Here is a 17,811-nt window from a genome sequence, read left to right as displayed (position 1 = left end):
GTCCCTCGCTCCGCGAGACAGGCGAAATGGCTGGCGATCCTGCCGTCAAAGGTTTTAGCGGCCGTTGATGAATTTAGTCTTGCCGGGGATAAGCCGTCGATTGCAGAGCCCGCAACGCAGAGTGAAACCGTCATGCACGCGCTCCAAAAAGCCGATCTCCACAGGTCCTTGAGCCCTGGCTCATCCGACAATGCTTGCACTTGCCGGGTCGATGCGACATGAGAAGCGCCGCAGCTGTTTGCGGTTGCGCCGACCCCTCTGGAGATATCTGGTCATGGCCTTTCTTGCCGACGCCCTTGCCCGCGTAAAGCCTTCCGCCACCATCGCGGTGACGCAGAAAGCCCGCGAGCTGAAAAATGCCGGCCGTGACATTATCGGCCTCGGCGCTGGCGAACCGGATTTCGACACGCCCGACAACATCAAGAATGCGGCGATCGAGGCGATCCGCCGCGGCGAGACCAAATACCCGCCGGTTTCGGGCATCGCGCCGCTGCGCGAGGCGATCGCGAAAAAATTCAAGCGCGAGAACGATCTCGACTACAAGCCCGAGCAGACCATTGTCGGCACCGGCGGCAAGCAGATCCTGTTCAACGCCTTCATGGCGACGCTGAACCCAGGCGACGAGGTCATCATCCCCCGCCCCTATTGGGTCAGCTATCCCGAAATGGTGGCGATCTGCGGCGGCACCTCGGTGTTCGCCGATACTTCGATCGACAATGGTTTCAAGCTCACTCCCGCCGTGCTGGAAAAGGCGATCACGCCGAAGACCAAATGGCTGCTGATGAACTCGCCGTCGAACCCGTCCGGCGCCGCATACACGGAAGCCGAGCTGCGCGCGCTGGCCGACGTGCTCTTGAAGCATCCGCATGTCTGGACACTGACCGACGACATGTACGAGCACCTGACCTATGGCGACTTCGTCTTCAGGACGATCGCCGAGGTCGAGCCGAAACTCTACGAGCGCACGCTGACCATGAACGGCGTCTCGAAAGCCTATGCCATGACCGGCTGGCGCATCGGCTATGCAGCGGGTCCGGTGCAGCTGATCAAGGCGATGGACATGATCCAGGGCCAGCAGACCTCGGGCGCCTGCACAATCGCGCAATGGGCCTCGGTCGAGGCGCTCAACGGCCCGCAGGATTTCATCGCGAAGAACAAGGCGATTTTCCAGGGCCGTCGCGATCTCGTCGTGTCGATGCTCAACCAGGCGCGCGGCATAACCTGCCCGTCGCCGGAAGGCGCTTTCTACGTCTATCCGTCCTGTGCCCAGCTGATTGGCAAGAAGACCAAAGCCGGCAAGATAATCGACACCGACGAGACCTTCTGCTCCGAATTGCTCGAAGGCGAGGGTGTCGCAGTGGTGTTCGGCTCGGCCTTCGGCCTCGGCCCCAACTTCCGCATCTCCTACGCTACGTCGGAGACGCTGCTGGAGGAAGCCTGCACCCGCATCCAGCGATTCACTGCATCGCTGACCTGATCAGGCTCCGAGACATGAAACCCGGCCTTTCGAGCCGGGTTTTTGTCAAGAGCAGACCTCAGCCGCCATACTGCTCGCTGGTGACCGCTTCCATCCAATCTGCGTGGACGCCGTCCAGCGCTTCCTGCATGGCGACGTGGGTCATTGTCGTCTTTGGACCCGCGCCGTGCCAGTGCTTCTCGCCGGGCTCGAACGAGATCACGTCGCCCGCCTTGATCTGCTGGATCGGCCCGCCCCATGTCTGCGCAAGGCCGGCCCCCGCAGTGACATAAAGCGTCTGGCCGAGCGGATGCGTGTGCCAGTGGGTACGCGCACCGGGCTCGAAGCTGACCAGCGTGGCTCTGAGCCGGGCCGGCGCTTCCTTCTCGATGATGGGCGTCTGCAGCACGCGGCCGGTGAAATACTGGTCCGGCGCGATGATGGTCGGCACGCTGCCGCAGGCAATGATCTTCATCTCTGGTGATCCCTAAGTTTGGCAGAACCTACCCTGCCCCGGTGCCGGCTACCACCCCAGCCGGGGCCAGAACAGGCCGGCACGTACGCGATAGTCCGCGTAGGCTCCGGCCAGCGGCGTGCGCGAAAATTTCTTCTCTTCGTCCAGCGCCGCAAACACATAGAGGATAGCGATCCCGGCGACCGGCACCAACGCCCAGACCGACCAGGTCGCGATCCCCCAGCCGATCCAGAAGACGATGTAGGACGTATAGAAGGGGTGGCGGACATGGCCGTAGGGGCCGTGGGTCAGCAGGCTGTGCGGATCGTCGGGTGCGAAGACGAAGCGCAGCCGCACCTTGCGCGACGTGACGATCGCCCACCAGAACAGGGCAGCGCTCGCCAGTTCGACGGCAAGTCCGGTGAGCTTTGCCGAACCCGGCTGCAATTGGATCCAAAGGGTGGCGAGAAAGAACAGCGCCGTGGCGATGACCGCCGCCGAAATCACCATGGCGCCTGGAGACATCGCCTGCGATTGGAAATGCGCCCGCATCGACCAGACATATTGGCCAAGCATCGCGATGCTGCAGATCGAGACAAGAAGATCGAGGACTGGTTCCATTGTCGGGATTCCGCGCGTGATTGCCATGAGCCAGCAATCGTGCCGGCTATCTCTTTAGAAATCCTTTCTTAACCACATGTTTAAAGAACATATAGAGCCAGCGATGCGATGTTGGCGGTCAGGCAAATCTCAAGGTCTAATCCAGCATGAGCATCACTCACCGCACCATCCGCACGCCGCAGGCCGACTTGCGCCTCAGCCAGTCGTCTGGGTCCGGCATTCCCATCGTCATGATCCATGGCTCGGGCAGTTCGCGCGCCGTGTTTGCCCGTCAGTTCGATAGCCCGCTTGCCGACGCCCATCGGCTGATCGCCTTCGAACTTCCCGGCCACGGCGAGTCCTCCGATGCCCGCGACCCGGCGACCGCCTATACGATTACCGGCCTTGCCCAGACCACAGCCCGGCTTCTCGACGCTTTGGGCATCGGCCACGCCATCATCTTCGGCTGGTCGCTCGGCGGCCATGTGGCGGTCGAACTGGCCAGCTTTCACCATGCGGTCAGCGGCCTGGTGCTGACCGGAGCGCCGCCGGTGTCGCGGGGGCCGCTTGGCATGCTGCGCGGCTTTCACGCCAACTGGGACATGCTGCTCGCCTCCAAGAAGGTCTACTCCGAACGCGACATCGAGCGTTTTGAGGCTCTGTGCTACGGCGACACCGCCAGTCCGTCTTTCCGCGAAGCCATCAGGCGCACCGACGGTCGGCTTCGCGCCGGCGTGGCGCGCTCCATGTTTGCGGGCAAGGGCGCCGACCAGAAACAGGTGGTCGAGCACGCTCCGTTCCCCGTCGCGGTGATCAATGGCGAGCATGATCCGCTGGTGCGGCTGAGCTATTTCGAGACCGTCGCCTACAGCTCGCTGTGGGAACAGTGCCATGTCATACTAGGCGCCGGCCATGCGCCCTTCTGGGAACGTCCGGACCTGTTCAACCCGTTGCTGTCGCGCTACGCCGAGATGGTGGTGAAGCAGAGTGCAGCCGCCACGCCCACGCGCCGCACTCAGGCAAGCTGAAATCGCCCGACGGTTCTGATCCCCGGGTCTTGCCTCGGCCGCCTGACGGCGGCGCGATTTCTATTTTCCTTGCCCTCCCGGCTAACCCGTGGGACGATGGGTTGGGCAGGTGGCTAAATGAAAACAACCCCGCCCGCGACGGTCGAACAGGCCGGCCGCCGCTCACGACAGGGTGCGATCGGCGCAAAACCGTTTCCACTTTTGCTGATCGCACTCCAAGGGCAACGCCTGAGTGGAGGTCAGCCATGGGTACTCGCGCCGGAAGACGACGCACGGGACCGAAATGCATTGCCATAGTCGGTCCCTTTGCAAGCGGTAAGACGACACTTCTCGAAGCCATCCTCGCCCGTACGGGCGCCATCCCCCGCCAAAATCCCGTTTCATCGGGAAGCACCGTTTCCGATCATTCGCCCGAGGCGCGGGCGCACGCCATGAGCGTCGAGGCGACCTTTGCCACCACCGAATTCATGGGCGAGCAGATCACCTTCGTCGACTGTCCCGGATCGATCGAATTCTCCTTCGAGGCCGAGCCGGTGCTGGCAGCCTGCGATCTCGCGGTGGTCGTCGCCGAGGCCGACGAGAAGAAGATCCCAGCCTTGCAACTCATCATGCGCAAGCTCGACGATCTCGGCGTGCCGCGCATCCTGTTCCTCAACAAGGTCGACAAGGCAATCGCCGGCGTACGCGATACGCTGAAGATGCTGCAGCCGACGAGCGCGGCGCCGCTGTTGCTGCGCCAGATTCCGCTGCGCAAGGACAATGTGGTGATCGGTTCCATCGACCTGGCGCTAGAGCGCGCCTACATCTACCGCGAATATGCCGAAAGCCAGGTTGCCGAAATTCCAACTGATGACAAGGCGCGCGAACTGGAGGCTCGCTTCTCCATGCTGGAGACGCTTGCCGACCATGACGACCAGTTGATGGAGCAGTTGCTGGAGGAGATCGAGCCGCCGAAAGACGCGGTCTTCGACGATCTGTCCGCCGACCTGCGCGCCGGCGCCATAACGCCGGTGCTGATCGGCACCGCCGAAAAAGGCAACGGCGTGCTGCGCCTTTTGAAGGCGATCCGCCATGACGCACCGGATGTCGAGGCGACGCGCAAACGGCTCGGCGTCCCCGACGGCAATCACACCGTGGTCCAGGTGATGAAGACCATCCACACCGCGCATGGCGGCAAGCTGTCCGTGTCGCGCGTACTCTCCGGCCAGATCGCCGATGCAGCCGAACTCTATTTGTCGAATGGCGAGACGGCGAAGGTCTCCGGCATCTACAAGATGCTCGGAAAGGACCAGTCCAAGCTCACCGCTGCCAAGGCCGGCGACACGGTGGCGTTGGGCAAGCTGGACGAGGTCAAGACCGGCCAGACGTTGAGTTCCACGAAGGGCGGTATCAAGCCGCTGGTCACGCTTACGCCGCCGCAGCCGGTCTTTGCCTTTGCGCTACGGCCGAAGGAGCGCAAGGACGAGGTCAAAATGTCGGCGGCCATCCAGCGCCTGGCCGAGGAAGATCCCTCGCTCACCTTGCGCCACAATCAGGACTCGGCCGAGACCGTGCTGTCCGGCCATGGCGAGATGCATCTGCGGGTCGTGCGCGAGCGGCTGGAAGGCAAGAATCAGATTCCGGTCGAAGGCCATGCGCCTGCCGTCCCCTATCGCGAGACGATCCGAAAGACGGTGCAGCAGCGCGGCCGCCACAAGAAGCAGTCCGGCGGCCATGGCCAGTTCGGCGATGTGGTGATCGAGATCAAGCCGCTGCCGCGCGGCTCCGGCTTTCAGTTCTCGGACACCATCACCGGCGGCGTCGTGCCCAAGACCTACATCCAGTCGGTCGAAACCGGCGTGCGCGATTATCTGAAATCCGGCCCGCTCGGCTTCCCTGTGGTCGATGTCGCCGTCAACCTCTCCGACGGCTCCTACCACGCCGTCGATTCCTCCGACATGGCTTTCCAGATGGCGGCCAAGCTGGCCATGAAGGAAGGCATGGCGGCCTGCTCGCCGGTGCTGCTCGAGCCGGTCATGAAGGTCGAGATCGTCACGCCGTCCGAAGCCACTTCGAAGATCATCGCGCTGATCCCGCAACGGCGCGGGCAGATCCTTGGCTACGACGCGCGGCCTGACTGGCCGGGATGGGATGTCGTGGAGGCGACCATGCCGCAGGCCGAGATCGGCGACCTGATCATCGAACTGCGATCGGCGACCTCCGGCGTCGCCAGTTATCGTTGCGCCTTCGATCACATGGCCGAGCTGACCGGACGGTTGGCCGACGAAGCGATGAACGCCAACGGCAAGGCTGCCTGACAGGCCAAAGGATGATCCGCACAAAAAACGGCGCCCGGATGATCCGGACGCCGCTCTTATTGCGGACCGTCTTCTTGGGAGGAAAACGGCAGGTCCGCCGCACGTATCCGCCGCGCCATACGGCACTGGCAGACGAATAGGTTCGGACGCGGTAGCCGCCTGAGCCCGGATCTTCCGAGTGATGCCCCCATCTCCCGGTCGAACCACACCGCGTCCTATGATCTGCTTAAACGATGAATCGCGCCTGCGGCATGTTACCTGAGGTTACATGTCACTGTTACGCGGCGATTTTGCTCGATTTTTCGCTGGCTACGGCAGGCCCGGAAACAAAAAAGCCGGATCAATGAAGATCCGGCTGAGTTTGATTGGAAGTGCCCGTTAAGGCTAACCTCCAGAGGGGAACACTCGAGGGCGCTAATGGGAGGAGAACGCGCCCAGGAGATGATCTGTATATGTGCTGTTCATGCCCAAGAAACAAGCATCTATTTTGCAACACACGCATGCAAAAAGGTACAGGCTGTGGTCTAACCCATGTCTAGGGGTCATAGTACCACGAAAATCTGCCAAATGAATGGCGCGACGGTGCTGTTGCCTTCGCAGAACCGCAAGTCGGGCTGATTCTCGCGCTCGCGGGCAAAAAGCCGAATGACGTTGAATCGGGCAGCAGGCGTTTATTTTTGCGGCAGCGGGATGGGAAGGGTCGGCCGGAAGAAGGGAGACCTGACATGCGGACACCCCAGGCGATCGCCGGCAGCGCGGTCTTCTTCATCGCCGCACCTTGTGTCGTCGCCGGGCTGGTGCCCTGGCTGCTGACGGACCGCTACCGTCTGCCGCTGTCGACGGTGCCCGGCTTCGTGCCGGCTGGCTCCCTCCTGATCGTCGCGGCCATCGCCCTGCTCGTCCATTCCTTTGCCCGCTTCGCGCTCGAAGGCCTGGGCACGCCGGCGCCTGTCGCACCCACCGAGAGACTGGTGGTCGGCGGCGTCTACCGCCATGTCCGCAACCCGATGTATGTCGCCGTGCTGTCGATCATCCTCGGCCAGGCGTTGCTGTTTTCAAGCTGGAGCGTCGCTACCTATGCCGCCATCGGCGCGATCGTCATGGGCTCTTTCGTCAGGTTCTATGAGGAGCCGACTCTCGCCCGCCGCTACGGCGGCGAATACGAGACCTACCGCCGCAATGTTCCCGGCTGGCTGCCACGGCTGACGCCGTGGCGGGGGTGACCAGCACCTCCCAAGGGCATGTTTAAAATGACCAGCTGCGCGCCTTGGCGATGATGAAGTCGCGGAAGACGTGCAGCTTGGCCTGGTTCTTCATTGCATCGGGATAGGCGAAATAGGTGTCGAAGGACGGCACCTCGGTCTCCGGCAAAAGCTGCACCAGATCCGATTCCTTGGAGATCACGTAGTCGGGCAGCATGGCGATGCCGGCGCCGCCCTGCACGGCGCGCTTGATCGACAAGATGTCGTTGATCTGCAGCGTCGGCACCCTTTGCCCACCGTCGAAATCGCCGATCGTTTCCAGCCAGTTCAGCTCCGACAGATGCGACGGCACCGGCACGCCGAAGGTGACGATGCGATGGTTCTTCAGATCGGCGACCGAGGTCGGCTTGCCGTGCTTGCCGACATAGGATGGTGAGGCATAGAGGTGGAAATGCACGGTGAACAGGCGGCGCTGGATAAGGTCGGGCTGCTGCGGCTGGCGCAGCCGTATCGCGCAGTCGGCCTGGCGCATGGTGAGGTCGAGTTCCTCATTGGCCAGGATCAGCTGCAGGCTGATTTCCGGATAGAGCTCGATGAATTCCTGCACCCGCTCGGTCAGCCAGCCGGCGCCGAGCCCGACCGTGGTCGTTACCCTCAGCACGCCTGAGGGACGGTCCTTGGCCTCGGTCAGCTTCGACTTGATGGTCTCCAGCTTCATCAGCACGTCATGCGCCGTGCGGAACAGCATTTCGCCCTGCTCGGTCAGCACCAGGCCGCGGGCATGGCGATTGAACAGCGGCACCCCGACATCATGTTCGAGCGCGCTGACCTGGCGTGAAATCGCCGATTGCGACAGGTGCAAAGTCTCGGCGGCATGGGTAAACGACCCAGCCTCCGCCGCTGCGTGAAACACGCGAAGCTTGTCCCAGTCCAACGCCATTGAATTCCCCTCGTTCTGTTCTTGGCGTCTGAATGAAAAATCAGGCTTTTGAACGGCTTGCGACGCCGTCTTGATAGATTTTATTCCGCCGCTTCGCGGTGCACCTCGATGCCGGCCAGGTATTTTTCCGCCTCGAGCGCGGCCATGCAGCCGAGCCCGGCGGCGGTCACCGCCTGACGGTAGATGTCGTCGGTCACGTCGCCGGCGGCGAACACGCCGGGAACGTCCGTGCGGGTCGAATTCGGCGCCGTCCACAGATAGCCGTTCGGCTTCTGCTTCAGCTTGCCGACAAACAATTCCACCGCCGGCGCATGGCCGATCGCCACGAACACGCCGTCCACCTGGAGATGGGTGACCTCGCCGGTCACCGCATTTCTGAGCTTCAGCCCTTCGACCGAAGGCGGCAGCGGCGTCTTGCCGGGCCGGCCGGTGATCTCGTCGACGATCGTATCCCAGATGACTCGGACATTGTCCTTTTTCAACAGCCGCTCACGCAGGATGCGCTCGGCGCGGAAATCGTTGCGCCGGTGGATGACGGTCACGCTCTTCGCCAGATTGGAGAGATAGAGCGCCTCCTCCACCGCCGAATTGCCGCCGCCGATGACAGCGACATCCTTGCCGCGATAGAAAAAACCATCGCAGGTGGCGCAGGCCGACACGCCGAAGCCCATGAAGGTCTGTTCGGTGGGGATGCCCAGCCATTTCGCCTGCGCGCCGGTGGCAATGATCAGCGCGTCGGCCGTGTAGGTGGTGCCGGAATCGCCCGTGGCGCGGAACGGCCGCACATTGAGGTCAACCTCGGTGATGATGTCGTTGATGATATCGGTGCCGACATGCTCGGCCTGCTTCAGCATCTGCTCCATCAGCCACGGGCCCTGGATCGGATCGGCGAAGCCCGGATAGTTTTCGACATCGGTGGTGATCATCAGCTGCCCGCCCTGCTGCAAGCCTGCTACGAGCATCGGCTTGAGCATGGCGCGCGCGGCGTAGACTGCGGCGGTATAGCCGGCCGGGCCAGAACCGATGATAAGGACAGGCGCGTGCTTGGTGGTCATCTAAAGCCTCTGCGGGGCAGACAATCGAGTGTGCCTTGGAAAACGACGTGAAACGGTGCTGGTAATGTAAGGGTTGCCAACCACACCAGCAAGACGATCAGGCCGTCGTCCCCGGAAAGCTTCGGCCTACAGGCTTATTCGCGCAATGGCCGCTTTCGTTACGGTTGCGAAATCGCCCGACCAAAGGGCTGGCATCGACACAAAAGTCGTTTAAGGACGAGAGCGCGAAAGATTCTTGCGCTTAAGCTGAGACCGCCATGCCCCTGAAAGCCGACCTCGACGCCATCGACTGGAAGATTCTGCGCGAGCTTCAGGCCGACGGGCGCATGACCAATGTCGAACTGTCGAGCCGCGTCGGCATTTCCGCCCCGCCCTGCCTGCGCCGTGTCCGGCGGCTGGAGGAAACCGGCATCATCAGAGGCTATCGCGCCTTGCTCAACGCGCCGGCGCTCGGCATGGATGTCGTCGCCTTCTGCCTGATCGGCCTGCATCACCAAGCCGACGCGGAGCTCAAAGCTTTCGCCGAGCGCACTCGCGGCTGGCCGATCGTGCGCGACGCCTGGATGGTCTCGGGCGAATCCGACTTCCTGCTGCATTGCGTGGCGAGCGACCTCGGCACGTTCCAGACCTTCGTCATCGAAGAACTGGCCTCGGCCCCCAATGTCGACACGGTGCGCACCGCGCTGACCATCCGCCGCGTCAAGGATGAGGGGCTGGTGGCGTTCAGCGCCCCATGATCGTCCTAGATTCGGGCAAGCGACTCGACAGCCCTCAAAAGCCGTTCCAGATCATCGGGGTTGCGCAGCGGCAGAACCTCGAAGCCCGACTCATTACTTCCCTCGCCATCCACCAGCCAGCCGCGCGGCAGGCCGGCACGTTGTCCGGCCTGCATATCCGCGGCCTTGTCGCCGACGATCAGCGAGCGTTTGAGATCGAGGCCGAGGCGCTGCTGGGCCTCGAGCAGCATGCCCGGATTGGGCTTGCGCATCGGGTGGTCGGCGACCGCCAGTGGCCCGCTGCCCGCCTCGTGGTAGGCGCAGGCCAGAACCATGTCGACGAAGGCATCGCCGGCGGCAAGCAGCTTGAGAACCCGGCCGTTGACCGCGGCAAATTCCTTCCAGCCGAAATAGCCGCGCGCGATGCCGGACTGGTTGGTGACGATGACCACCGGGATGTTGCCCCGGTTGGCCGCCGCGATGACCGGCACGATGCCGTCGCGCAGCACCATTTTGGCGGGATCGTCGGGATAACCCGTATCGACATTGATGGTGCCGTCGCGGTCGAAGAACAGCGCCGGGGTCCCAGCGAGAAAGGACTGCAAACCCACCCGCTCGACCCACAGGCCGGGTTCAGCCAGCGGGTATGGGCCGTAGGCCCCGGTGTCAGCCATTCGACAGACGGTCTTCCACCACCTCGCAGAGATAGTGGTAGAGGCAGAGATGTCCCTGCTGGATGATCGGCGTCGAGGTCGAGGGCACGTTGAGCAGGATGTCGGTGAGCGGCTTGAGTTTGCCGCCGCCGTCGCCGGTGAGGCTGACCACCGTCATGCCCATCATGCGCGCCTGTTCGGCGGCAGCCAGAATGCTCGGCGAATTGCCGCTGGTCGAGATCGCCAGAAGCACGCCGCCGGCCGCGCCATGCGCTTCGACCTGGCGCGAAAACACGGTGTCGAAGCCATAGTCATTGCCCCAGGCGGTCAGCATGCCCGCGTTGGCCGGCAGCGCAATCACATTGTAGGCCTTGCGCTCCTTAAGGAAGCGGCCGACCAGTTCGGTGGCAATGTGGATGGCGTCGCTGGCCGAGCCGCCATTGCCGCAGACCAGCAGCGCCTTGCCCGAGGAAAGCGCGGCGACGACCGCACTCACAGCACGTTCCATCTCGGCGGTCAGGTCACGCTCGACTGTCGCGGTGATCGCGGCCGCCGAGCGGACCAGATAGTCATTCAGTCCGGACATGAAATCCCTCAGTTGGTACCGCCGCCGGCGCGCAATTTGCCGATCGTGCCGGTGGTGCTCTTGCCGGCGACAAGGTCGACCAGGACGACGCGCCCGCCCGCCTTCTGCACCACATCGGCGCCGACAACGGTTTCGACCGTGTAGTCGGCGCCCTTGACCAGAATGTCGGGCAGAAGCGCCTCGATCAGCGCCAGCGGCGTATCCTCTTCGAACACCACGACCGCATCGACCGAGGCCAGGGCGGCCAGCACGCAGGCACGATCATGCTGATCGTTGACCGGGCGCCCGGCGCCTTTCAGCCGACGCACCGAGGCATCGCTGTTGAGGCCGAGCACCAGCCGGTCGCACTGGCTGCGCGCCGCGTGGAGAAGACTGACATGGCCGGCATGCAATATATCGAAGCAGCCATTGGTGAAGCCGACGCTCAGGCCCTCGTCCTTCCACGCCGCCACCATGCGCGCGGCCGATGCGGCGTCGAGGATGGCGTCCTTGTGGGCGGTGGGGCCGTGCGAGCGGAACAGCGCGCCGGTGAGTTCCTCCACGGTCAGCCGCGCGGTGCCGCGTTTGCCGACCACCACACCGCCGGCGGCATTGGCGATTGAGCCGGCCATGACGCGATCGGCGCCCGCGGCCAGAGCCAGCGCGAAGCTCGCGATGACCGTATCGCCGGCGCCCGAAACGTCGAACACTTCGCGCGCCTGGGTGGCGATGTGGCGCGCCTCATCCGCGCCGACGACGCTCATGCCCTTTTCGCTGCGGGTGGCGACGACGAAGTCGAAGCCATGTGCCGAAATCAGCTGGCGTGCCGCCGCGACGATCTCGTCGTCGGCGAAAACCGGGCGACCGACAGCTTCGCCAAGCTCCTTGCGGTTGGGCGTGATGGCGGTCGCGCCGGCATAGCGCGCATAGTCGCGGCCCTTGGGATCGACCAGCACCGGTTTTCCCGCCTCGCGGCAGATGGCGATCAGGTCGGCGGCGACGCCGTCGAGCAAGATGCCCTTGCCATAGTCGGACAGAATGACGATGTCGGCGCGCGTGAGTGCGGCGCGAAAATGCCGGACCAGGTCCGCCCGTTCCTTGTCGTCGAGCGGCTTGATCTCTTCCTCATCGAAGCGCAGCACCTGCTGATTGAGCGCGCTGAAGCGGCTCTTCGACGACGTCTTGCGGCCGCGCTCCTGCCCCATATCAGCCGTGTCGGCGCCGAGTTCGCCAAGCATCCGCACCAGATTGTCGCCGGCCACATCGGTGCCGATCACCGATATGGGAATAGCGCTGGCACCCAGCGAGACGATGTTGGCGACAACGTTGCCTGCGCCGCCCATCGTCGAGGTCTCACCGCGCCCGTGCAGCACCGGGATCGGCGCTTCCGGCGAGATGCGCTCGATGACGCCGTTGACGAAACGGTCGAGGATGAAGTCGCCGACCACCAGCACGGCAACGTCGCCAAAGCGGGCAATGGCGCGGTGCAAAGGTTCGGGCGAAGGCGGATTGTGCTTGATCATGTCACTGGCAATGCGAGGGAAAGGCCGACCTCAATCACGCTGAAAATTGTCAATTTACGGGCCGGATCGTTCATGGCGAAGCCGATATACCGCAAATCCGCGCAGCGCAACGTCAGGGCGGCCGTCAGCTCTTCTGCAACGCGACGTGGACGCCCAGTCCGACCAGCACCGCCCCGCCCGCCCGCTGCATGATGCGCTGCGCACGGCTGGAGCGCTTCAGCCGGGCGATCACCATGCCTGCCAGCAACACGCAGACAATATCTGCCGAAGAGAACATTAAATTGACGATGGTGCCCAGCACGACGAATTGCAGCCACACCGGGAACCCCGCCGAGGCATCGATGAACTGTGGCAGGAACGCCATGAAGAAGATCGCCGTCTTCGGATTGAGCACTTCGACGGTGATGCTCTCGAAAAATGCCCGGCGCGCCGATTTGCGCTCGATCGCCGGCAGCGCCGTGTCACCGTCCCCGCGCTTGCGGAACAAGGACACGCCAAGCCAGATCAGATAGAGCGCGCCGATGAGCTTGACCGCCATGTAGAGCGGCGGCACCGCATGGAAGAGCACCGACAGCCCGGCGGCAGCCGCAAAGACATGGAAATAACCGCCAAGATGGATGCCAAGTGCCGCCGTCAGCCCCGACCAGCGCCCGCGCGCCATGGTCTGCGCGGCGGCATAGAGCATCGCCGGTCCTGGAATATAGGCAAAGATCGCCGTGGTGGCGAAAAACGCAATGAGCAGTTCGGTCGACGGCATTTTTTGTCCCCTAGCTTGCGGGCCTCGAATAAAGCGGGCCGCTCCGCGGTCTCACTATGGCGTCGTGGTGCTTCATCGACAGCCCGGCTGCCCTCCCTTATAAGGACCGGAATCGCAAGCAACCAGAGGCCTTCATGATCATCGTCACGGGCGGGGCCGGCATGATCGGCTCCAACATCGTCGCCGCACTCAATGCCGAAGGCCATGATGACATCCTCGTCGTCGACGACCTCACCGACGGCCACAAGATCGCCAACCTGGCCGATTTGCAGATAGCCGACTATCTCGACAAGGACGAATTCTTGGCCACCTTGGAAGCCGGCGACCTAGGCCGCGTCGAGGCCGTCTTCCACCAGGGCGCCTGCTCGACCACCACGGAATGGAACGGCAAGTTCATGATGGACGTGAACTACGCCTTCTCAAAGCGCTTGCTGCATGGCTGTCTTTCGCTGCGCATACCGTTCCTCTATGCCTCCTCGGCTTCCGTCTACGGCGGCGGTTCGGAGTTTCGCGAGGATCCCGCACTTGAGCGGCCGCTCAACGTCTACGCCTATTCGAAGAAACTATTCGACGACTATGTCAGGCGCACCGTGTTCGACACCGATCATTCGCAGGTCGCGGGCCTGCGCTACTTCAACGTCTATGGCCCGCGCGAGGCGCACAAGGGCGCCATGGCCTCGGTCGCCTTCCATCTGTTCAATCAGGTCGGGCGCGGCGAAAACCCAAAGCTGTTCGGCGCCCATGACGGCTTCGGCCCCGGCGAACAAAGCCGCGACTTCATTCACGTCGGCGATGTCGCCGACGTCAATCTGTGGCTGTGGAAGCGCGGCTCGAGCGGCATCTTCAACTGCGGCACCGGCCGCGCCCAGCCGTTCCGCGCCATTGCCGAGACCGTGATCGATACGCTGGGCCAGGGCGAGATCGAGTTCATCGAATTCCCCGATCACCTCAAGGGCAGCTACCAGAGTTTTACCCAGGCTGATATGTCCCGCTTGCGCGCAGCCGGCTATAATGGGCAATTCCGCAGCGTGGAAACCGGCGTCAGAGACTATGTCGAATGGCTGAAAGCCCAACGATCCTCGTGATCGGCCCACGCTGGGTGGGCGATATGGTCATGGCTCAGTGCCTGTTCTCGGCATTGAAGGAGCTCCATCCCAACGCCGCCATCGACGTGCTTGCCCCGGCCTGGGCGGCCCCGCTGGTCAAGCGCATGCCCGAGATTCGCCAGCAGATCGATTTCCCGCTGCAACCCGGCGCGCTTGAATTCATCATTCGCCGCCGCTTCGGCCGCCTGCTGCGCGGCCGCTACGACATGGCCTACGTCCTGCCGGGTAGCTGGAAATCGGCGCTGATCCCGTTCTTTGCCCGCATTCCGCGCCGTTTCGGCAATTTGCGCGAAATGCGCTATGGCCTGCTGACCGACATCTTGCCGCTGCCCGATGCCGTCAAACGGCACACCGCGCAGGCCTATTTTGGCCTCGCCCAAGGCGGACATTTCCGGCCGCCGCGGCTCACCGTCGACGCCGGCAATCAGAAAGAGCTGCTCGCTCGTTTCGCACTTCAGCCGGGAAAATTCGTCGCCATGATGCCCGGCGCCGAATTCGGTCCGGCCAAACGCTGGCCTAGCGAAAGCTATGCCGGCCTCGCCGGAGAGATGATGGCGAAAGGATTCAAGGTCGCGTTGTTCGGCTCGAAGAACGATCGCGACGTCACCGCCGAGATCGCAGCACTCGCGCCCGGTGTCGTCGATCTGGCAGGAAAGACACGGCTGGAGGACGCCATCGACCTGATCGCCGCGGCCAGGCTGGCGGTGTCCAACGACAGCGGGCTGATGCATGTCGCGGCCGCCGTCGGCACGCCGGTCGTTGCCGTCTACGGTTCGACCTCGCCGGAAAACACGCCGCCGTTGGCTGAACAGCGCGAACTGATCTGGTTGCATCTGTCCTGTTCGCCCTGCCATCGGAAGATCTGTCCGCTCGGCCACCTCAACTGCCTGAAGACGCTGGACGTTGCCCGAGTGGCAGCGGCGGCGGACAGGTTGCTGGAACTCCCGGCCGCCGCATGAAGGTGTTGATCGTCAAGACCTCCTCGATGGGCGACGTCATCCACACCTTCCCCGCCGTCGAAGATGCACGCCGCAAGCGCCCCGATATCGCCTTCGACTGGTGCGTCGAAGAAGCCTTTGCCGGCATCGTCGCGCTGCATCCGGCGATAGCAAAGATCCATACCGTCGCCATCCGGCGCTGGCGCAAGCATCTGTTCAACGCCGGCACATGGCGGGAGGCGACAAGCTTGCGCCGCGCTCTGCAAGCAGGCGAGTACGACCTCGTCATCGATGCGCAGGGGCTGCTGAAATCGGCCCTGGTGGCGAAACAGGCAGCGGCACCAATCGCAGGTTTCGACCGCGCAAGCGCGCGGGAGCCCTCGGCAACGTTGTTTTACCAGCGCAAATACGCCGTGCCGCGCAACCTGCACGCCATCGAACGCACGCGCCGGCTGTTCGGGCTGGCGCTCGGCTACGAGCCCGATCTTTCGGCGCTCGCATCCGGGATTGTGCCGCCTCCCGGCGGCCTGGCCGGCATTGACGGCAAGACGGCCTTCCTGCTGCACGGCACCAGCCGCGAGGACAAGAAATGGCCCGCCGAAGACTGGATCGAAACCGCTCGCCTGCTGGTTGGTACCGGAATGACGCCGGTCACCACCTGGTCGAACGAGCGTGAGAAGGCGGTCGCCGAGGCAATCGCGAAAGCCGTGCCGTCAACGATCGTGGTGCCGAGATCGCCGCTGGGAGACATTGCCGCGATCCTTGGCCGCTCGACGCTGGTTATCGGCGCCGACACCGGTCTGACCCACCTCGCCAGCGCCTTCGGCCTGCCGACGGTAGCGGTGTTCCTGGCGACCGAGCCGGGTTTGACCGGCCCGCGCGGGCAATATGCCTCAACGTTGCTGGCCGCATCGGGGGAGCGCCTCGTGCCGGCACAAGTGGTGTCGGAAGCAGAAAAGCTATTAGCCCTTAAGCTCCAAGCTGCGGCATAGGACCTTCCAGCAATTCTGAGGCGCTAGATAAATTGCACCTGGACGATCTCGTAACCCCTGGCGCCGCCAGGTGCGTTGACCTCGATGGCGTCGCCGACTTCCTTGCCGATCAGCGCGCGCGCGATCGGCGAGGAGATCGAAATACGGCCCGATTTCACATCCGCTTCCTGGTCGCCGACAATCTGGTAGGTCTTCTTTTCCTCGGTGTCCTCGTCGACCAGCACCACCGTGGCGCCGAACTTGACCTTGTCGCCGCTAAGCTTGGTGACGTCGATCACCTCGGCCCGAGCAATATAGTCTTCCAGTTCGTTGACACGGCCCTCATTGAGGCTCTGCGCCTCTTTGGCGGCATGATATTCGGCATTTTCGGACAGGTCGCCATGCGAGCGCGCTTCGGAGATCGCCTCGATGATACGCGGCCGCTCTTGCTGCTGGCGCCAGCGCAGTTCTTCCTTCAATGACGCGAACCCCTCGCCTGTCATCGGGACCTTGTTCATGATGCCTGACCTTTCCTGCCGCCACCCCCGCATTTCGGGGAAAGCCTTGTCGATGGGTATAAAAAGAAAACGGGTCCGGCAGCCTCGGGCTAACGGAACCGTTTCACCGCAGTTTTCCCCAATATAGCGATCCTCGCGCGTTTTTCACGCTGAAAAAGCAGGCTTTTTGAAAAATCATGAGCCGATTGTCCAATTGTCGTTACGGCACGTGCAGCGTGTTGCAGTTGCGACAACAAAAACCGGCTGCGATTGCTCGCAGCCGGCCCAGAGAAGCCGTTGGGGTGGGGTCAGCTTCTCATGAAATGGTAGATCTGTTCGGCCAGCATGCCGTATTCGCGCGAATCTTTGCCCGTCCGCTTCTCGATCTCGGCCAGTTGCGCCTGGGCGCCGGCCAGATCGCCGATTTGCAGATGGGCCTCGCCGAGATATTCGCGCACCAGCGTGTAATCCGGGTTGATGCGGAGCGCTTCCTCGTAATAGCCGAGGCCGACGGTGACACGGCCGGAATGGCGATGCGAATAGCCGAGATAGTTGAGGATGCGTGGATCCTGCTTGTTGGCGGCAAGGCTGAGCACGGCGATCGCCTCATCATAACGCCCGGCCATGGCCAGGTCGTGACCAGCATCGTAGATGTTGTCGTCGTCCAGCATGCCGTACTTCGGCGCGACGCATTTCTGCCTTTTCTTGTCCCAGACCTGCCCCTTCTTGCACTGGGTGGTGGTCTCGGTACCACCGCCACCGCCGCCGGCCGCAAACACCGGAACCGCAAAGAACTGCAGCGCCACAAGCGCCGCAGCCGCCTGGATCAACACTCTTTTATGCATCGAAGCCTCCTTGAGGGATAATGACGAGCTTGAGGGAAAATGACGATAATGAAAAGCTAACGCCGGGATGCAGACTTTTCATCCCGGAAACCCGCAGCCGCCGAAACTATTTGTGCGGCCGTGCCTGACCTGAATTCGGTCAAAGGCGGGAGCCAGGGATCAGAACATGACGTGACGCGCGCTGCAAATCCGCTATCATTCGGGAAAT

Annotated in this window: 18 protein-coding genes; 8 read left to right on the top strand and 10 right to left on the bottom strand. The window is 63.1% G+C overall.

The window, feature by feature from the left end; all coding sequences use genetic code 11:
- Positions 1–274 precede the first annotated feature (274 nt).
- Entirely contained in the window at positions 275–1,477 is a 1,203-nt protein-coding gene (locus tag NKI06_RS01300) for a pyridoxal phosphate-dependent aminotransferase (RefSeq protein WP_352983605.1), read from the top strand.
- Between the two features lie 58 nt (positions 1,478–1,535).
- Here NKI06_RS01300 and NKI06_RS01295 read toward each other — a convergent pair whose 3' ends face one another.
- Together NKI06_RS01295 and NKI06_RS01290 are read right to left on the bottom strand one after the other, a co-directional pair.
- Positions 1,536–1,931 carry a (R)-mandelonitrile lyase gene (locus tag NKI06_RS01295; protein ID WP_023741101.1) on the bottom strand — a complete coding sequence of 132 codons (396 nt, stop codon included), beginning with the start codon at positions 1,929–1,931 and terminating at the stop codon, positions 1,536–1,538.
- 48 nt (positions 1,932–1,979) lie between these two features.
- Positions 1,980–2,531: a methyltransferase family protein gene (locus NKI06_RS01290; RefSeq protein ID WP_352983602.1), complete on the bottom strand. Its 552-nt coding sequence runs from the start codon at positions 2,529–2,531 to the stop codon at positions 1,980–1,982.
- A gap of 146 nt (positions 2,532–2,677) precedes the next feature.
- Here NKI06_RS01290 and NKI06_RS01285 point away from each other — a divergent pair, with 146 nt between their 5' ends.
- From NKI06_RS01285 to NKI06_RS01275, 3 genes are all read left to right on the top strand, one after another.
- A complete protein-coding gene (locus tag NKI06_RS01285; protein ID WP_352983600.1) occupies positions 2,678–3,538 on the top strand; it encodes an alpha/beta fold hydrolase in 861 nt (286 codons plus the stop codon).
- Positions 3,539–3,783: 245 nt separating this feature from the next.
- Positions 3,784–5,835 (top strand): elongation factor G, encoded by a 2,052-nt coding sequence (locus NKI06_RS01280; RefSeq protein WP_352983597.1) that lies wholly within the window; start codon positions 3,784–3,786, stop codon positions 5,833–5,835.
- Positions 5,836–6,560: 725 nt separating this feature from the next.
- Positions 6,561–7,058: a methyltransferase family protein gene (locus tag NKI06_RS01275; RefSeq protein WP_352983594.1), complete on the top strand. Its 498-nt coding sequence runs from the start codon at positions 6,561–6,563 to the stop codon at positions 7,056–7,058.
- 22 nt (positions 7,059–7,080) lie between these two features.
- Here NKI06_RS01275 and NKI06_RS01270 read toward each other — a convergent pair whose 3' ends face one another.
- Together NKI06_RS01270 and trxB are read right to left on the bottom strand one after the other, a co-directional pair.
- Positions 7,081–7,977: a LysR family transcriptional regulator gene (locus tag NKI06_RS01270; protein WP_023671970.1), complete on the bottom strand. Its 897-nt coding sequence runs from the start codon at positions 7,975–7,977 to the stop codon at positions 7,081–7,083.
- A gap of 80 nt (positions 7,978–8,057) precedes the next feature.
- Complete coding sequence (gene trxB / locus NKI06_RS01265; RefSeq protein ID WP_023705868.1) at positions 8,058–9,032, bottom strand: thioredoxin-disulfide reductase; 975 nt, start codon at positions 9,030–9,032, stop codon at positions 8,058–8,060.
- A gap of 257 nt (positions 9,033–9,289) precedes the next feature.
- Here trxB and NKI06_RS01260 point away from each other — a divergent pair, with 257 nt between their 5' ends.
- Positions 9,290–9,769 (top strand): Lrp/AsnC family transcriptional regulator, encoded by a 480-nt coding sequence (locus NKI06_RS01260; RefSeq protein ID WP_023713930.1) that lies wholly within the window; start codon positions 9,290–9,292, stop codon positions 9,767–9,769.
- Positions 9,770–9,774: 5 nt separating this feature from the next.
- On the opposite strand, the gene NKI06_RS01255 is transcribed toward NKI06_RS01260, so the two are convergent.
- The 4 genes from NKI06_RS01255 to NKI06_RS01240 all read right to left on the bottom strand — a co-directional run bounded on the left by NKI06_RS01255 (position 9,775) and on the right by NKI06_RS01240 (position 13,246).
- Positions 9,775–10,422, bottom strand: a complete 648-nt coding sequence (locus tag NKI06_RS01255; protein ID WP_352983590.1) for a D-glycero-alpha-D-manno-heptose-1,7-bisphosphate 7-phosphatase — start codon at positions 10,420–10,422, stop codon at positions 9,775–9,777.
- Positions 10,415–10,987, bottom strand: a complete 573-nt coding sequence (locus tag NKI06_RS01250) for a D-sedoheptulose-7-phosphate isomerase (protein ID WP_023701614.1) — start codon at positions 10,985–10,987, stop codon at positions 10,415–10,417. The genes NKI06_RS01255 and NKI06_RS01250 overlap by 8 nt, the downstream gene beginning before the upstream one ends.
- An 8-nt stretch (positions 10,988–10,995) precedes the next feature.
- The gene (gene rfaE1, locus NKI06_RS01245; RefSeq protein ID WP_352983587.1) at positions 10,996–12,489 is read right to left on the bottom strand and encodes a D-glycero-beta-D-manno-heptose-7-phosphate kinase; all 1,494 of its coding nucleotides are present in this window, start codon (positions 12,487–12,489) and stop codon (positions 10,996–10,998) included.
- Between the two features lie 124 nt (positions 12,490–12,613).
- Positions 12,614–13,246: a LysE family translocator gene (locus NKI06_RS01240; RefSeq protein ID WP_023671977.1), complete on the bottom strand. Its 633-nt coding sequence runs from the start codon at positions 13,244–13,246 to the stop codon at positions 12,614–12,616.
- A 134-nt stretch (positions 13,247–13,380) separates the two neighbouring features.
- Here NKI06_RS01240 and rfaD point away from each other — a divergent pair, with 134 nt between their 5' ends.
- The 3 genes from rfaD to waaC are packed head-to-tail and all read left to right on the top strand — an operon-like array spanning position 13,381 to position 16,282.
- The gene (rfaD, locus tag NKI06_RS01235) at positions 13,381–14,331 is read left to right on the top strand and encodes an ADP-glyceromanno-heptose 6-epimerase (protein WP_023683756.1); all 951 of its coding nucleotides are present in this window, start codon (positions 13,381–13,383) and stop codon (positions 14,329–14,331) included.
- Positions 14,304–15,311: a lipopolysaccharide heptosyltransferase II gene (gene waaF / locus NKI06_RS01230; protein WP_352667221.1), complete on the top strand. Its 1,008-nt coding sequence runs from the start codon at positions 14,304–14,306 to the stop codon at positions 15,309–15,311. Before rfaD ends, waaF begins: the two co-directional genes overlap by 28 nt.
- Complete coding sequence (gene waaC / locus NKI06_RS01225; RefSeq protein ID WP_352667218.1) at positions 15,308–16,282, top strand: lipopolysaccharide heptosyltransferase I; 975 nt, start codon at positions 15,308–15,310, stop codon at positions 16,280–16,282. The genes waaF and waaC overlap by 4 nt, the downstream gene beginning before the upstream one ends.
- A 23-nt stretch (positions 16,283–16,305) precedes the next feature.
- Here the strand turns inward: waaC and greA are convergent, their stop codons facing one another.
- Both greA and NKI06_RS01215 read right to left on the bottom strand, forming a co-directional pair.
- Positions 16,306–16,779 (bottom strand): transcription elongation factor GreA, encoded by a 474-nt coding sequence (greA, locus tag NKI06_RS01220; RefSeq protein ID WP_023683753.1) that lies wholly within the window; start codon positions 16,777–16,779, stop codon positions 16,306–16,308.
- A 287-nt stretch (positions 16,780–17,066) separates the two neighbouring features.
- A complete protein-coding gene (locus NKI06_RS01215) occupies positions 17,067–17,603 on the bottom strand; it encodes a tetratricopeptide repeat protein (protein WP_352983583.1) in 537 nt (178 codons plus the stop codon).
- Positions 17,604–17,811: the final 208 nt, after the last annotated feature.

Source organism: Mesorhizobium sp. M0772 (assembly GCF_040320135.1).
Classification (GTDB): Bacteria; Pseudomonadota; Alphaproteobacteria; order Rhizobiales; family Rhizobiaceae; genus Mesorhizobium.
This window is presented reverse-complemented; position numbering and strand designations above follow the sequence as displayed.